At 67.9% G+C, this 15,468-nt stretch carries 16 protein-coding genes and 1 tRNA gene; 5 read left to right on the top strand and 12 right to left on the bottom strand.

The features are described from left to right. Nucleotides 1-54: 54 nt before the first annotated feature. Nucleotides 55-609, top strand: coding sequence for a hypothetical protein (locus tag ACI2K4_RS16270; RefSeq protein ID WP_404512059.1), 555 nt, complete (start codon nt 55-57; stop codon nt 607-609). Between the two features lie 110 nt (nt 610-719). Here the strand turns inward: ACI2K4_RS16270 and ACI2K4_RS16265 are convergent, their stop codons facing one another. From ACI2K4_RS16265 to ACI2K4_RS16235, 7 genes are all read right to left on the bottom strand, one after another. Beyond that, entirely contained in the window at nt 720-2,024 is a 1,305-nt protein-coding gene (locus ACI2K4_RS16265; protein ID WP_404512057.1) for a hypothetical protein, read from the bottom strand. Between the two features lie 147 nt (nt 2,025-2,171). Beyond that, a complete protein-coding gene (gene uppS, locus ACI2K4_RS16260; RefSeq protein WP_404512055.1) occupies nt 2,172-2,954 on the bottom strand; it encodes a polyprenyl diphosphate synthase in 783 nt (260 codons plus the stop codon). Nucleotides 2,955-2,978: 24 nt separating this feature from the next. Continuing rightward, nucleotides 2,979-3,176 carry a hypothetical protein gene (locus tag ACI2K4_RS16255; RefSeq protein WP_404512053.1) on the bottom strand — a complete coding sequence of 66 codons (198 nt, stop codon included), beginning with the start codon at nt 3,174-3,176 and terminating at the stop codon, nt 2,979-2,981. A gap of 272 nt (nt 3,177-3,448) precedes the next feature. Then, nucleotides 3,449-4,120, bottom strand: a complete 672-nt coding sequence (locus tag ACI2K4_RS16250; protein ID WP_404512051.1) for a pentapeptide repeat-containing protein — start codon at nt 4,118-4,120, stop codon at nt 3,449-3,451. A gap of 44 nt (nt 4,121-4,164) precedes the next feature. Continuing rightward, a complete protein-coding gene (locus ACI2K4_RS16245) occupies nt 4,165-4,452 on the bottom strand; it encodes a hypothetical protein (RefSeq protein ID WP_404512049.1) in 288 nt (95 codons plus the stop codon). Between the two features lie 202 nt (nt 4,453-4,654). Then, a complete protein-coding gene (locus ACI2K4_RS16240; RefSeq protein WP_404512047.1) occupies nt 4,655-4,864 on the bottom strand; it encodes a hypothetical protein in 210 nt (69 codons plus the stop codon). A 257-nt stretch (nt 4,865-5,121) separates the two neighbouring features. Beyond that, nucleotides 5,122-6,330 carry a helix-turn-helix domain-containing protein gene (locus ACI2K4_RS16235; protein ID WP_404512046.1) on the bottom strand — a complete coding sequence of 403 codons (1,209 nt, stop codon included), beginning with the start codon at nt 6,328-6,330 and terminating at the stop codon, nt 5,122-5,124. Nucleotides 6,331-6,417: 87 nt separating this feature from the next. On the opposite strand from ACI2K4_RS16235, the gene ACI2K4_RS16230 reads away from it, so the two are divergent. From ACI2K4_RS16230 to ACI2K4_RS16220, 3 genes are all read left to right on the top strand, one after another. Continuing rightward, nucleotides 6,418-7,059, top strand: coding sequence for a GNAT family N-acetyltransferase (locus tag ACI2K4_RS16230; RefSeq protein ID WP_404512044.1), 642 nt, complete (start codon nt 6,418-6,420; stop codon nt 7,057-7,059). Nucleotides 7,060-7,076: 17 nt separating this feature from the next. After that, nucleotides 7,077-7,631 (top strand): UTRA domain-containing protein, encoded by a 555-nt coding sequence (locus ACI2K4_RS16225; RefSeq protein ID WP_404512042.1) that lies wholly within the window; start codon nt 7,077-7,079, stop codon nt 7,629-7,631. Nucleotides 7,632-7,946: 315 nt separating this feature from the next. Next, nucleotides 7,947-9,104: a hypothetical protein gene (locus ACI2K4_RS16220; protein ID WP_404512040.1), complete on the top strand. Its 1,158-nt coding sequence runs from the start codon at nt 7,947-7,949 to the stop codon at nt 9,102-9,104. A gap of 43 nt (nt 9,105-9,147) precedes the next feature. On the opposite strand, the gene ACI2K4_RS16215 is transcribed toward ACI2K4_RS16220, so the two are convergent. The 5 genes from ACI2K4_RS16215 to ACI2K4_RS16195 all read right to left on the bottom strand — a co-directional run bounded on the left by ACI2K4_RS16215 (nt 9,148) and on the right by ACI2K4_RS16195 (nt 13,525). Continuing rightward, nucleotides 9,148-9,222 (bottom strand) — tRNA-Val (locus tag ACI2K4_RS16215). 152 nt (nt 9,223-9,374) lie between these two features. Beyond that, complete coding sequence (locus tag ACI2K4_RS16210; RefSeq protein ID WP_404512039.1) at nt 9,375-9,839, bottom strand: peroxiredoxin; 465 nt, start codon at nt 9,837-9,839, stop codon at nt 9,375-9,377. A gap of 89 nt (nt 9,840-9,928) precedes the next feature. After that, nucleotides 9,929-10,366, bottom strand: a complete 438-nt coding sequence (locus tag ACI2K4_RS16205) for a DUF3052 domain-containing protein (RefSeq protein ID WP_396815380.1) — start codon at nt 10,364-10,366, stop codon at nt 9,929-9,931. A 111-nt stretch (nt 10,367-10,477) separates the two neighbouring features. Then, complete coding sequence (locus ACI2K4_RS16200; RefSeq protein WP_404512950.1) at nt 10,478-12,919, bottom strand: transketolase C-terminal domain-containing protein; 2,442 nt, start codon at nt 12,917-12,919, stop codon at nt 10,478-10,480. A gap of 141 nt (nt 12,920-13,060) precedes the next feature. Then, nucleotides 13,061-13,525: a MarR family winged helix-turn-helix transcriptional regulator gene (locus ACI2K4_RS16195; protein WP_404512036.1), complete on the bottom strand. Its 465-nt coding sequence runs from the start codon at nt 13,523-13,525 to the stop codon at nt 13,061-13,063. 186 nt (nt 13,526-13,711) lie between these two features. Between ACI2K4_RS16195 and ACI2K4_RS16190 the strand changes: the two genes are divergently transcribed. Continuing rightward, a complete protein-coding gene (locus ACI2K4_RS16190; protein WP_404512034.1) occupies nt 13,712-15,376 on the top strand; it encodes an alkaline phosphatase D family protein in 1,665 nt (554 codons plus the stop codon). The last annotated feature ends 92 nt before the right edge of the window (nt 15,377-15,468 follow it).

Raw genomic sequence — 15,468 nt, 5'->3', positions numbered from 1 at the left:
CACGCCTCGCCAACGTCAGTCAAAGAGGAAGATCGTCGATCCGGGAGGAGAGTCATGCGTACCCGCAGTCGCGCGACCGTACTGGCCACCGTCGTGCTCGCGCTGGCGAGCACGGGCTGTGCCGGGCAGGCCGGGGACGGCAACAGTCCCGGCGTCCGCGAGGAGGTGATGACGAGCACGTCGGCCCAGAACGACCCCGCTCTCGACCAGGCCGCGAACGACGTCGACGGGCTCCTGAAGTCGAAGTACGCGCAGTGGTACGCCGGCAAGGTCCTGGAGAACCCCGGCCGGACGATGGTCATCTACCGGAAGCCGGGAAGCGACCTCGACCAGGCCGTACGGGGGCTGGTGAGCGGCGTGCAGGTCCGGTTCGTGGACGCGCTGCTGTCGGAGCGGGAGATGCTCGCCCTGACCGAGCGGGTGATGGCCGATGCGACGTACTGGCGGGAGCAGGGCGTCAGCGTGACCGGGGCGGGGCCGTTGCCCGACGGGTCGGCGGTGCGGGTGATGACCGCCACCGGGGCCTCCGAGGAGGGCGACCGACTGTCCCGCCACTACCAACAGCGGATCGTGGTCGAGCGGGCCTCGGTGACCTTCGCGGGCGGCTGAGCAGGCGGTCCCGCCGACCGACCGACGGCGGCACCCGCACCGCGACGCGGGCGCCCTCCAGCCTGGAGAGCGCCCGCGTCGTGGGCATGAGCGTCGGCGTGCCGGACCGGTTACGGCGCGAAGTGCACGCCGAGCCGGGAGAGCTGCTGGTTCACGTCGACGTACCACCACTTCCAGGAGCACTGCCGGGAGTTGGGGTCGCTGATCGGCCCACTCGGCACACCGTTGCAGGAGACGATCTCGTCGCGCTCGTCCGACCGGAGGCTGATGATGCCGCGCGCCGTACCGCTGGTGCCGGACTGCACGTAGACCGGACCGCCGCTGTCACCGTTGCCGATGCCCGCGACCCGGTTGGCCGCTTCCGCCTGCACCAATCCCCTGATGGTGCCGAACCCCTCGATGTCGAAGCTCTGGTTCAGCGCCACCACGGACCAGCCACAGGCGGTGCCGGAGAACGACCCACCGGTGCAGACCGCGTTGCCGACGTGGTTCGAGGACGGGCCGGTGATCGTACGTCCGACGTTCGTGTCGCCGGAGGCGAAGGACGGTCCCTCGTAGACCGAGTAACCGGCGTTGGTGAGAATCAGTTCGCCGTCGTACTCCCGGGTGGCGTTGGCGAGGGTGTTGCCGATGACCGCACCGGTGCCGGTGGTCCACTGTCCGCCGCCGCAGTGCGCGGCGGTGAGCAGGTAACGGGCCGCCCCGTTCAGACCCCGCACGCCGAACCCGGAAGTGCAGGCGCCACCGCCGAGGATCAACGCGCCACCCCAGTACGGCACCGTGTCCGAGCCGCGCGAGGTGAACTCCCTGGGCGTCTCCACCGCCACGTCGAGCGGGACCGTGGCGGTCAGCTCGCCGTCGACCCGCTGGAGGTCGGTGCCGGCGATCCCGGCCCCGACCGCGCCGACCGCCTTGACGCCGACCCTGAGGCTGTTGCCGTCGTTGGCCGGGCTGGTCGAGATCACCTTGACCCCGGAGACGGTACGTCCGATCACCCGGTCGGCTTCCTTCAGCAGCTCGTCGAGCGAGTGCTTGGCCGCCTGCACCTCGATGGCGATCCCTCCGCTGCGCACCGCCTCGATGGTGGCCGCGACCGCCGCCGGCAGCGCTCCCCGCCAGTAGACCGTCACCGTGTTGCTGGCCGCGTCGACCCGGTCACCGGCAAAGCCCGATCCCGCCTGGTCACCGCCGGCCGCCCGGATGCTGTCCGCGGCCTGGTTCAGTTTCTCCTGTACGGCGAAGAGCGGCGCCAGCTTCGCCGCCTCGCCGCCCGGCGGGCCGGTCAACGTGGTCTTGGTGCCCGCCGACCCGGGACCGAACGGTCCCTCCGGTGCCGCCGCGGCGGGCACTCCGGCACCGGCTACCAGCACCAGGGCGCCCGCCACGGCACCGGCCATTTTCCATACTCGACTCATACCAGTCTCTCCTCCGACAGGGGTGGTGGCCCGTACGAGCCTTACATCGAAGGATGGCAATGGTGTTACAAGATCATGGATGTCGAGTACATGACAAAATAGTCGGCAATTGCCCGATAAGAGGAGCAGCGTCGGGCAGGTACGCGCTCAGGCTCCGAGCCGGCGGTGCCGGGAGGCGTACGAGCGCAGCGCCCGCAGAAAGTCGACCTTCCGGAACCCCGGCCAGTAGACGTCACAGAAGTACAGCTCGGAGTGGGCCGCCTGCCAGAGCAGGAAGCCCGACATGCGCCGCTCGCCGCTGGTGCGGATGACCAGGTCAGGATCGGGTTGGCCACTGGTGTAGAGGTGTCCGGCGATGGCGTCCACGCTCAGCCGCTGGACGATGTCCTCGATGCTGTGGCCGGCGGCCGACTCCTCCTCCAGCAGCGACCGTACGGCGTTGACGATCTCCTCCCGGCCGTCGTAGCCGATCGCGATGGTCAGGTGGAAGTCCGTCGCCCGATCGTGGGTCGCCTCGGCGGCGAGCTTCAACGCGTGCCGGGTCGAGTCCGGCAGCACGTCCAACCGCCCGGCAAGATGAACCCGCCACGGGCTGGTCGGCCGGACCAGGGGCGCGACCACCACCTCCTCGACCATCCGCATCAGGTTGTCCACCTCGGCGGAGTCGCGCTTCTTCATGTTGTCGACGGAGGCCAGGAAGACGGTGACGTGTCCGATGCCGACCTCGGCGCACCAGCCCAGCACCTCCTCCAGGTGCGCGGCGCCGTACCGGTGGCCGATCTTCGGATCTTCGAAACCCATCTGCCGGGCCCACCGACGGTTTCCGTCCATCACCATCGCCACATGCTTCGGCAAGTTGGCGGTATTCAGTCGGGCGCGTAGGCGCCGCGCGTAAAAGGCATAGGCTGCTCGCAACAATGGCTCGCGCATGGAGCAGATCCAACCATCGACCGGTCAACCGGAACCGACCCTGGTCGGTGCTGTCCCACCGCGTACCCGGATCGCCCAGGCTAGCTGGGGACATCCGTTCGGCGTGCACTGCCGACAGGTGCCGGGCTGCCAGGAGTTGCCGCCCGGCTGGTGCTGCCGCCAGGTCAACTCGGCGGAAAGCAGGATGACGCCAGCGTTGATCGGCTCAAGATTGCGGCTCATCGTTATGACCCCACTCCTCTTGGTAACGCTCGCGCTACTGCGATCAGATCGGGTGCAGGCGGGCGAGGGATACCGTCCGGCTGGCCCGTGCTGCACTGCCCTTCGGACGGTTGACCAAACATGAGCGCGACCGGTCACGACACGAAGTCGACCCGGCCGGTCCGATCGACGTGAACCGTCACAGGCTCGGTCGATACCGCCGACCGCCCCGCTCGAATAGACCGCCGTCTCGGTCGAGCACCGGCGGCGTACGCCGGACAGGCATTCGCCGGTCACCGCGCGTCCTCCGCGACGGTGAGGTTCAGGTCGTGCACGACCATGGTGGCCAGGTCGGGAAGCTGATCTCGGGAGAGCGTCACCCCGCGCAGGCTGGTCAGCTCGCCGACGATCCCGGTCAGCCCGTTGCCCCGCAGGTCGGCGCCGCGCAGGTCGCACGCCTGGAGCTCCAACCGGTCGAGCTTGCAGTCCCGTAACACCAACTGCGGCAACCGGCTGCTGGTGAAATTGGCGTTGACCAGGTTGCAGTCGACCAACGCCACCGGCCCACTGCCGGCAACATCGCGCAGGGTGGCAAAGTCGAACCGGCAGCCCTCAAAAATGACGTTGGTGAACACCGCGCCGATGAAGTGCGCCCCGGTCAGCCGGCAGTCCCGCAGCACGCAACACTCGATGACCACGTCGGAGAACTCGGCGTGGGAAAGGTCGACGCCGTCGAAGACCGACCCGCTCAGGGTGACCCGCTCCCACATCGCCTCGGTGGCGTCGACCCCGCTGGCCTGACTGTTGCCGATCCGGGTCTCGTAAAGTCGGTTGCCGGCCCAGGAGCTGTTGCCGGCCAACACCCCGACCAGGTCACCGTCGGGCGGCTCGGTCACCTGGTCCAGCTCCCGTGGGTCCAGGTCCGGCACCGCGATGTCGAGCCGACCGACTCGTCTCGTCTGCATAACCCCTCAACGATCTCGGGGCCGGGACCGTCCCCGATCCGGCCTCATGGCGTACGCCGAACCGGCACCCAACCGAGGAAGCGCTCGTAGAGGACACGAGCGTCGGGTGGCGGGCCGAGGGTCGGGTCGATGGTGTGCAGGTCGTTCAGCGCATCTACGAACTGGGACGCGAGAAAGAGCGTCAGGTTCACCGTCCGGTCCCGGAAACCGTTGGTCAGATCGAGCCGGGCGTCGGCGCACGGCCACGGGTAGGCGTCGAGCCGGCAGATCCAGAGCGGACGCAACGGCAGGTGCGACTCGGCCAACCGGCCCTGTCCACTCCCCCTCACCACTCGGGCCGCCCGGGAGGCGCCTCGACCGGCTCGTACCCGTCCGATCGGCAGCGGAGCCAGCATCGGAAAAGCAGTCGTTGGACGTACACGATGGGGTTTGAGCTGGTGGGACGGGCCGGGAGCGGCCCGGCGGCCCGGTGTCGCGGCCGGCTGGCGGCCGGGACCGGGTCAACGTGACGCTGGCGTACGTGATGCCGCCCGGTCACGATTCGGCCTCGCGCTCGGCGGCCAGCATCTCCGGATCGGCCAGGTAGCCCTCGGCGCTGCGGAGCAGGTGACAGTCACCGGGTCCGGCACAGCGGTCGCACATCGTGTTGTCGGCGTGCGCGGCGACAACATTGCGGGACCGCCGCACGATCAGATGCCACATGTCCCGCCCGAACATCGTCCCGTGCGGACTCCGGTACGTCACACCGACCACCAACAGAATTCCCGGGTTCCGATGAACCGACTCGGAATCAGTCTTCGATCGTCGGTAACCCGCACATTCCACCGCCATCGCATCGTCTGCTCCCCCTTCGGATGTGAGGGACGCGGCGACCGAACAGCCAAGAGCGGGTATGGCTATCGATCGCCGCGTCCGTCACCGAAGGTATGGCGATGGTGACGTACCGACAGGCACGCGGCGGGTAACTACCCCACAGCGGGGTAGTTGGCGACGGGAGAGGGTCAGGCGACGCCGATTCGTTCGGCGAGTGGGCGGAGTTCGGGACGGGTGGTTGGTGTTTCGCGTACGAGGAGTTCTCGCACCAGTGCACGCATGACCAGATTGAGGTGCGATTCTTCGGGGATCGCCCGGTCGGCACGTACCAGCATGTACACCGATGCAAGGTCGTCACGTTGGTTCGCGTAGCCACGGGCAAGGTGAAGATAGTGCGAGTGCTGGCGCTCCCGGCTCGGCGACCGGGTCACGTCGATCCGCTCGGCGATCCGGAGTGCCTCGGCTGACCGGGACAGTTCGAGCGAGACCGCACTTCGGTGCACACCCACGTTGATCGACCCGAAGTAGAGGTGGTGCCAGTTCGTCTCACCGGTCCTGGCTGCGGTTCGCTCGGCGAAGTCGAGGGCGGTTTCGGCCCGGCGGTCGTAGCCGAGACGCGCTTCCTGGATCGAGAGCATGAGGTGCAGTGAACCGAGCAGGGAGATCCGCTCCTCGCTCTGGTCGTCGATGCTCTCCAGGTCCGCCGCCGCGTCACGGCAGAGCGCCCCGGACTCCTCCGCGTGCCCGGCGGCCGACAGGACGTTGGCCATGTGCCAGGCGGCGGCAGCCCGGTACATCGGGTCGTCGGCGTCGCCGGCCGCCGCGAGAGCACGATCGGCACCGAGCAACGAGACGTCAAGTGCACCGATGCGCTTGCCGAAGGCGCGTACCAGCATCATCAGGTCGGCCGTCGCTCGCAGCGCCTCCCGCCGCTGCTCGCCCTCGACGGCCGCCACGGTGGCGCGAGCCCTCGTGATCAGCTCGGGCAGCACCGAACCGGTACGCGAGTACCGATCACCCGAGTCGTACCAGGCGTTCCAACCCCACTCGATCCCCCGCCGCAGCCCGTCCAGATCCGGCGGCCCGTCAAGCTTCGGCGCGTACGCGTGCAGCGCAGCGCGTACGGGAGCGACGGTCTCGTGTTCGGCCTGCTCGTCGGGGAGGCTGCCGACCGGCAGGCCAGTCAGCCGGTAGAGGTCGCGGACCTTGAGAATCCGGGCGATCTCGATCCAGTCGCCGAGTGAGGTGACCGAGCGTTCGCCGGACTCCCACTTCCGCCAGGCGGACACCGTCACGCCCTTGAGTTGAGCGGCGACTTCCTGGGTCAGCCCGGCTCGCTGACGGTAGAGCTTGATCCGCTGGCCCGGCGTCATGCCGGTGTCGACTCCCAGGTCCATGGGTCCCGCCTCCCACGTACGGCCATTGACCTCTGACGTTACTCGCTCCGGACCCAACGCAATGCGGACGGTACGCACAATGGATCGGTGGGTCACGAAGCCAAGATGACCGATCAGCAAGGCTGGCCGGCATGCCTGGCAATTGCGAGCAAGATGAGTCGGGAGCATCGGCCGCTGATCATCCGATCCGCTCGGGATGCCGACATAAACATGATCATGTCTTGGCGCCGTGAGCGGGTCGCCTGGTTGGCGGCACGCGGAGAGGAGCAGTGGTCGATCCCGCTTCCTCGGTCGGCGGTCGCCGCCACGGTTTCCGCCGGACAGACCTGGCTCATCTGGCACGACCAGGAACCGGTAGCCACCATCACGCTGACCCTCTACGTCGACGTTGACTCCCTCTGGAAACCCGACCGCGACCCCGAGGCCCTGTGGTACCCGGAGGACCACCCAGCCGACGCGCTGTACGTGGCGAAAATGATGGTCCCGTTGCGACATGCGGGCGCAGACTTGGGCGGCGAGATGTTGGACTGGGCCAGTGGACGCGCGTACGAAGCCGGGCTGAACTGGCTCAGACTCGACGCGTGGACGACGAACGTGCGGTTGCATCGCTACTACCAGCGGCAAGGCTTCCGACACGTCCGGACGATCGAGTCTCGGGTCTCGGGCGCATGCTTTGAACGACCCGCACAGCCGTACACGGGCAACCGACTGAGGACCGAGCTGCACTGAGCCTGGAGGAGCTAGCGATGAGCACCCCGCGTTGGACCAGCACCTCCGACCCCTACGTCATCCCTGGTGTTGGCGACGCATGGGCCACTGAGGCTGCGGCTCGTGGACGTACCGGCACGCAACAGCTCCTCGGCGTCGAGACGTTGGTCCCCGACCTGGCTGTCCGAGCAGCGCTCGACCTAGGCGAGGACGATCAAGCCGTGGTACGGCGCCGCCTGATTCTCGAAGATGACCAGCCCGTCGAGCTGGCCGACTCCTACTACCCGGTCTGGCTAGCCGGCGGCACCCCTCTCGCGGAGAACCGAAAGATCCGAGGCGGCGCCGTCGCTGTTCTCGCGGAACTGGGCCACTCTTCCGCAACCGTCACCGAGAACATCACCGCCCGCCAACCGACCGAAGCGGAACGGACGGCGCTCGGCATCAGCGATCACGAGCCCCTGCTCGTCATGAAACGACTGTGCCGAAACGGCAGCGGCACCCCAGTCGAGTACGTCATCACCCACACCGTTGCCCGACTTTCTCCAGGTTTCACCTACCAGATGCAATTAACGGAGTATGCAACCAATAGCTGATTTAGCCACGAGCATGCTTCGCCAGGGAGGCTGCAAATCGACAGGAATACCTTCAGTTCGATTTAACCTGATTTAACCCAGAAAACACCGAACTACTACTCCTAGTTGCCCCAAAAATGCTATCCGTTGAGTAAATCCAGGTCGTTATTGTCACACCCGAGGGCTACGGTGATACAGGCAGTCGGCAACCCTGGAGAACCAGTGACCACCTCTGAGCCCAATAGTTCAAGCCGCTTCCCCACACTTCTCGGGAAATCAGCCCTAGCACAGGAGGTCGTTCGCCTAACTCCTCAACAACGCGAAATCCTACGCTTAATGGACGAGGCCGTCCTGATCTGGGATACGGTCGTGTCGTCTGCGGCGATCCTGACAGACGATACCGATCCCCGCCCATGGAATGAGCGCCTGGAGGCAGCGTTCTCAGATGCCTTCACTATTGACGCCGATTCCATTAACGGAGACCTGGAAGCCCTAACCAAGCACATCGAGAGCTTCACGCAAGTGCAACTACCAGAATGGACGAAAACCCTGAAGCGGGAAGGAGCACGACAATTCCTCGTTAAGTTGCTCGGCTCTGGGACATACTATCGATTGGAACTTGCACTAAAACAAGATTGTGCAATCTTGGCAGTAGCCCTTCGCCGAGCGACTCGCAACCTCATGCCATACGCGGTTGCTTTCGACGATTTAATCTCGGCGCTGCCCAGTGGACAAGCCCACCAGTTACCCGTCCTAACCGGCACACCTCGCGCACTCCTACTGCTCTTCATTCGCCTAGATAGAGCACTAGAAAAACTTGTCACCTTCAGCTCGACAGCCACCCTAATCCGGGGTCGGGAATCGGAGGCAACACCCTTTGAACTAGCAGACCTAGCAATTCTTACGGAGAGATTCAGGAAGATTGTCTCAGGCCGCAGCAGGAAAGCAGTCACAGAACTAAGCGCAGCCCTCGGACGCAAGATTCAAGGAGCCCGAGACGCCCTGGATCACTCCGCAGATCCTGTAACCCAAGCCGCAAACTCTTTGATCGAACTACTGGACAGGCTACTCCGCGCAGCGTTCTCCGACGATGAGGTCATCGAGTGGATCGGAGCAAACTACCCCCACGCCAAAGATTTGACCTACTTCGACATTAAGGGGGCAGCTAGAAAACTTCGCCCCACCAAAAAAGGGCAGGTTCTTTGCTTCGTCTACGCCGGACTTGCCGTCGACGAACTGTCTCCACTTCACGAACTGGCCGCAACCGCCGTTGTCACCGTTCGCACTCAACTGCAGAAGCTGAAGCATGCGGATATGGGAACCGCCGAAGAAGCCGCCGAGGTTGCGAAACACCTGAATGCGATCGAAGGCTTCTTGCATCTGGCCATCTCTGTGGCCTGGGCATCGATGCCAACAGAGCGCCTTGATGGACTCCGCGTACGACTCGAACCACAAAAAGCCGACAAGCTAACTTCATCGAGCATCAACAAGTGAAAGGTCAGAGAGCCCTCCGATGGCTATCGGCGGTATAGCTCAATGGTGGGCGCGGCAGGTTTCGAACCTGCGACCCCTCGCTTGTAAGGCGAGTGCTCTCCCACTGAGCTACGCGCCCGGAACGCCCACACGTACGGCGTCCGGCGGCGGCAAGCTTACCTTGCCGCCATGGTGTGGGTCACCCGAGGCGGGCAATCCTCGGGGGCTGAGATCTTGGAAGTCCCCGCATCCCCACGCGGGAGGACTTCCAAGATCTCGCTAAGGCCCTGGTCAGGCGGTGGCAGCGGCCAGCGCCTTGCGCCAGCCTGCCTGGTCTCGCGCTACGCCGGGTTCGTTCATCTCGGCGAAGCGGACCACACCCGCCCGGTCGATCACGAAGGTGCCCCGGTTGGCGTACCCCTTGACGTCGTTGAAGACGCCGTACGCCTGGGTCACCCCGCCGTGCGGCCAGAAGTCGGCCAGGAGGGGGAACTCGAATCCCTGCTCCAAGGCCCAGACCTTGTGGCTGTAGACCGAGTCGACGCTGATGGTCAACAACTGGACGTTGTCGTTGACGTAGTCGTCAAGGTTGTCGCGCGCCTCGGTCAGTTCACCCTGACAGGTGCCGGAGAAGGCCAACGGGTAGAACACCAGCAGCACGGTCCGCCGTCCCCGGAAGTCGGAGAGGCGTACCTCCTGGTTGTTCTGGTCCTTCAGCACGAAGTCGGGCGCCTCGGCACCAACCTCGATCGGCATGTGTCAGCTCCTGTCAGTTTGGCGCGCGGACCAACCGAGCACCGGTCCCCCGACCGGCACCCCGTGTCTCTCCGCGCCCTGGTGGTGGTCTACTTCTTCGCCTTGGCTCCCCGGCGCAGGACCAGGCGGGCCCCGCTCCAGTCCTTGCCTGCGTTGATCGTCGAGGTCTGCTGGAGGCCGGCGGTAGGCGCCGACTCACTGACCTCACTCGGCTCAACGTGGCCGTCCCGTCCGGCCTTCGGCGTCAACAGCCACACCACGCCGTTGTCCGCCAGCGGGCCGAGGGCATCCACGAGAAGCTCGAAGAGGTCGCCGTCGCCGTCCCGGTACCAGACCAGTACGGCGTCCACCACCTCGTCGGTGTCCTCGTCGACCAGTTCCCCACAACGGTCGGTCAGGGCGTCACGGAGTTCCTGGTCGACGTCGTCGTCGTACCCCATCTCCATGACGACCATGCCCGGCTCGATGCCGAACCGGTCCGCCAGGCTCCGTACTCCGTCGGCGGCCTGACCAGCGGTCGCGCTCACTGTCGCGTGCCTCCTCATCTCAGCTACACCCGGCACCGGTTCGGTGCCGATAGGGCAAAGTCCACACAGTTGTGCCGCCCGGCGCAAGTGGCGCACCGAGTGGAAGGGAATTTACCGTGCCAGCAGCGTACGGGCACCCTGGGTAATGGCATCTTCGGACACCAGCACCTCGCGCGCAGCCGGACCTAATGGTACAAACGAGTCGATTGACGCAACGCGCCGCACAACACCCACATATCCTGCATCCACCAGGCCGGCGACGACGCCCTCCCCGACTCCACCGGACCGGCGTGTCTCGTCCACTACCAGCACCCGACCAGTAGCGGAAGCCTCCCGGAAGATGTCCGCCACCGGCAGCGGGGCCAGCCAGCGAAGATCAACAACACGGGTGCCGATCCCCTCCTCGGCCAACCTGGCCGCCGCTCGCAGGGACATCCTGACTCCGTTACCGAATGTGATGATGGTGATGTCTTCGGCGGACCCTACGCCATAGACCCTGGCCCGTCCGATCGGCACGTGCCCCCCGGCCCAGCCGCCCGGCCCCAGGTAGGGGGCCAGCCACTCGTCGTCGCCCTCGGCGTAGAGGTCCCGGGTGTGGTAGAGCGCGATCGGCTCCAGGAAGACGCAGACCGTCCCGTCGACCGCGGCGCTGGCCAGGCAGGAGCGCAGCATCGGCGCGGCGTCGTCGGGCCGCGCCGGGACCGCGAGCACCAGACCGGGAACATCCCGGAGTACGGCAACCGAGTTGTCGTTGTGGAAGTGCCCGCCGAACCCCTCCTGGTACGCCAGCCCCGCCACGCGTACCACCATCGGGTTGCGGTAGGCGCCGCGCGAGAAGAACTGCATGGTGGCGGCCTCGCCGCGCAACTGGTCCTCGGCGTTGTGTAGGTAGGCGAGGTACTGGATCTCGGGCACCGGCAGCATGCCGCCCAGCCCGGCGCCGAGCCCCAGGCCGAGGATGCTGGTCTCGTCCAGCAGGGTGTCGAAGACCCGGGACGGGCCGTAGCGGTCGCGCAACCCCTTGGTCACCCCGTACACGCCGCCCTTGGCCGCCACGTCCTCGCCGAAGACGGTCATCGCCGGGTAGTCGAGCATCCCGTCGGCCAGGGCCGCGTTGATCGTCTGGGCCAGGGTCAGCGGTCCGGCCTGCTCCGGCAGCCGGTCGGCGAAGGCGGTGGCCCGTGCCCCGGCGCCCGGCCCCGCCGCCCAGGCGCCGGCCTCGGCGACGGTCCTGGAGACGCGTACGGGGCGGCGTGGGGCGAGCGGGGCGACGATGTCGGCGGCGCTGGTCAGTTTCGCCTCGCCGAGCACCTCCTCGGCCACCTTGCGCACCTGCCAGCCGACCGCGTCGTAGCGGGCGATCACCTGTTCCGGGGTGTTGATCCCGGCCTCCACGAGCAGTTTGGCGCTCATGATCAGCGGGTCCCGGGCCAGGTCCCGGTTCAGGTCGGCCGCCGGCCGGTAGGCCACCTCGGCGTCCGCCCCGGCATGACCCATCAGCCGGACCGTGGTCAGGTGCAGGATGGCGGGGCGGCGGTGCCGGCGTACCCAGTTCGCGGCCTCGCTCGCCACCTCGTACGTCTGGACCAGGTCGCAGCCGTCGGCGGAGAAGTAGCGGATGCCGGGCTTGGCCGCGAGCGTGGCGGCCACCCAGCCCTCCGGCGACCGGACGCTGATGCCGAGCCCGTTGTCCTCGCAGACGAAGAGCACCGGCACCCGCAGCCCGGTGTGGTCGCACCAGCCGGCGGTGTTGAAGGCGGCGGTGGCGCTGGCGTGGTTCACCGAGGCGTCGCCGAACGAGCAGACCACGATCGCGTCGCCGGGCCAGGCCGAACGGGCCTCGGCGGCTGCCGTACGGCTGTCGGTGGGCATCCGGGCCGAGCCGGTACGGGAGCCGCCGCGCGTCGGGGCGTTGGCCCGGCGCTGCCGTTCTATCGCGAATCCGACACCGACCGCCCTCGGCAGGTGCGAGGCGATGGTGGAGGTGGTCGGGATGACGTCGAGGGCGGCGTTGCCGAAGACCTTGTGCCGGCCCCCGGCGATCGGCTCCTGGGCCGAGGCGACGATGCCGCGCAGCACGTCCCGGGCGGCGTCGGCGATCGGGTCGCCTCCCGCACCGCCCCCTCCCCCGGCTCCGCCGGCTGCCGCCCTCCGGCCACCGGTGCCCTCGGCGACACGACCGGAGGGGTCGTCGGGGCGGCCGTTGGCGTTCGCGGTGGCGTCGGCAGCAGCGGTGCCGGGGGTGTCCTCGGTGCCGGGCGGGGCGGGGGCGGCGGCCTGGGCCACCCGGGCGCAGTAGAAGCCGCCGGAGCGGTAGTGCAGCAGTGCGGGGTCGGTGTGCCGGACGGCGGCGGCCACCGCGGCGTTGCCCTCGTGGCCGGCGGAGCCGATCGTGTAGAAGCCCTCGCCGAAGCTGCGCAGCCAGCGCGCGGCCAGGTCGAGGTGCCGGCTGGTGAGCTGGGCGTCGAAGAGTTCGAGGGCGCGGTCGCCGGTCAGCGAGGCGCCGTCGTGGACCGGCCCGTCGGCCGAGCGCACCGGGGACGGTGCGGCCAGACCGCCGACCGCCTCCCGGAACCGATCGTCGAGATCTTGAGGGGTGGTCACGTCCGACAGTTTTGCCGACTCGGGCCACCACCGGCCAGTCCAACACGGTCCGGACGCTGCCGATGTGGCGCCGGGGCAGCCGGTTTCCGGTCAGGTCAGCGGGGGTTCGGTGGGGCAGCCGCCGTCGGAGACCTTCCACAACAGGGTGCGCAGGGTGGCCAGCTCGTCGGCGGTGAGCCCGTCGAGCAGTCGGGAGTCCGACATGATCCGGTCGACCTGGTCGCGTACGCGACGGCCGGAGTCGGTGACCACGAGGGTACGCAGCCGCCGGTCGGCCGGGTCGACCTGGCGACGTACGAGATCCAGTCGTTCCAGTTTGTCCACCAGCAGGGTGACGTTGGACGGGTCGCAGTCGAGGCGTTCGGCCAGGTCACGGGCGGGCAGTGGCTGGTCCGGGTCGAGTTCGCGCAGGGCGCGGGCGACCGCCGGGGTGAGCCCCAGCGCGGCCAGGTCGACGTCCATGAAGTGCCGCATGGCCCCGGAGAGGTGCATGATCCGCCGCACCACGTCACCGGCCACGGTGCTGGGGGCGGTCGGGTCGCCGGTCTGTGCCATGTTCAGGACGGTACCCGCGCATCGACCACCTGCCCGAACGCTATCGCCAAGGTCACGTCCATGATCAATGTTCCGACGGGCTTGTCACCTCGTGTTCGGGTGGTGGTTATCGACGCGTGTCGCTGAGGGAACCGTCGATCGAAAGGCTCACGGGGTCCGAATTTTTCCGGATCCTGGGAGCTTTGCATGTCAGTCTCTCGACGTACCCTCCTGCTCAGCGGCGCGGCGATCGGCGCCGCCGGCGCCGTGACCGGCGCCCTGGCCGCCCCGGCCGGCGCGACCCCGGCCCGCCCCCTGCGCGAGGACCCGTTCACCCTCGGCGTCGCCTCCGGTGACCCCGACTCCGACGGGTTCGTGCTCTGGACCAGGCTCGCCCCGCAGCCGCTGGCCGAGGACGGGCTCGGCGGCATGCCGTCGCGGGCGGTCCCGGTCCGCTGGGAACTCGCCGCCGACGAGCGGTTCCGGCACGTGGTACGCCACGGCACCGCCATCGCCCGGCCGGAGTCGGCGCACAGCGTCCACGTCGAACTGAACGGCCTGCTGCCCGGACGGGAATACTTCTACCGGTTCCACGCCGAGCGGCACACCTCGCCGGTCGGCCGGACCCGGACCGCCCCTGCGCCGTGGAGCCTCGGCGGCTCGCTCGCCATGGCGTTCGTCTCCTGCTCGCAGTACGAGCACGGTTACTTCACCGCGTACAAGCGGCTGGCCGAGGCCGACCCGGACCTGATCCTGCACCTCGGCGACTACCAGTACGAGTACGCGCCGGACACGTACAACATCCCGGGCGGGAACCCGCGCGACCACCAGGGGCCGGAGACCCGCACGCTGGCCAACTACCGGCAGCGGCACGCCCAGTACAAGACCGACCAGGACCTCCAGGCCGCCCACGCGGTCGCGCCCTGGCTGGTGGTCTTCGACGACCACGAGGTGGAGAACAACTGGGCCGACGACGTGCCCGAGGCGGCGGACCCCGAGTTCCCGGCCCGGCGGGCGGCGGCGTTCCAGGCGTACTACGAGAACATGCCGCTGCGCCGTACGTCGATCCCGCGCGGCATCGACATGCAGCTCTACCGGCGGGTGGAGTGGGGCCGGCTGGCCACCTTCCACATGCTCGACACCCGGCAGTACCGGGACGACCAGGGCTGCGGCGACGGCTACAAGGACTGCCCGGCGGCGGTCGACCCGGCCCGCTCGATCACCGGTGCGGCGCAGGAGCGGTGGCTGCTCGACGGGTTCCGCCGCTCGTCGGCCCGCTGGGACATCCTCGGCCAGCAGGTCTTCTTCGCCCAGCGGGACAACGACGCCGGCCCGGCCACGGTGACCAGCATGGACTCCTGGGACGGCTACGTCGCCTCCCGGGACCGGATCACCCGAGGGTGGCTCGGTGCCGGCGTACGCAACCCGGTGGTGCTCACCGGCGACGTGCACGCCCACTGGGCCAGTGACCTGAAGCTCGACTACGCCGACCCGACCTCGCGTACGGTCGGCACCGAGCTGGTCTGCTCGTCGATCACATCCGGCGGCAACGGCGCCGACTCGAACCCGGCCGACCACCCGTTCCTCGCCATCAACCCGCACCTGCGCTTCTACAACAACCAGCGCGGCTACGTCCTGACGAAGATCACCACCGAGCAGTTGGCGGCGGACTTCGAGGTGCTCCCGTATGTCAGCACCCCGGACGCGCCCGTGCACACCCGCGCCTCGTTCGTGATCGAGGACCGGGTGCCAGGCTTGCACCAGACGTACGACCGGCCCCTGGACCCGCCCGCCGCCGCGCGTCGCACCACGCCCCCCACCGACACGTCCCGCGCCGACGACACGGTCACCCGCGAGACCGTACGCCCGTAACACCCCTGCCCGCCCGCCCCCTTCGGGTCGGTCGTTGATCACGAAGTTATCGCGCTCGTCGCCGGGCGGCGTTTTGATGCGACAATTTCATG

Source organism: Micromonospora sp. NPDC050397 (assembly GCF_044901685.1).
Lineage (GTDB): Bacteria > Actinomycetota > Actinomycetes > Mycobacteriales > Micromonosporaceae > Micromonospora_G.
The sequence above is the reverse complement of the archived record's forward strand: the minus strand, read 5'-3'. Positions and strand labels throughout refer to the sequence as shown.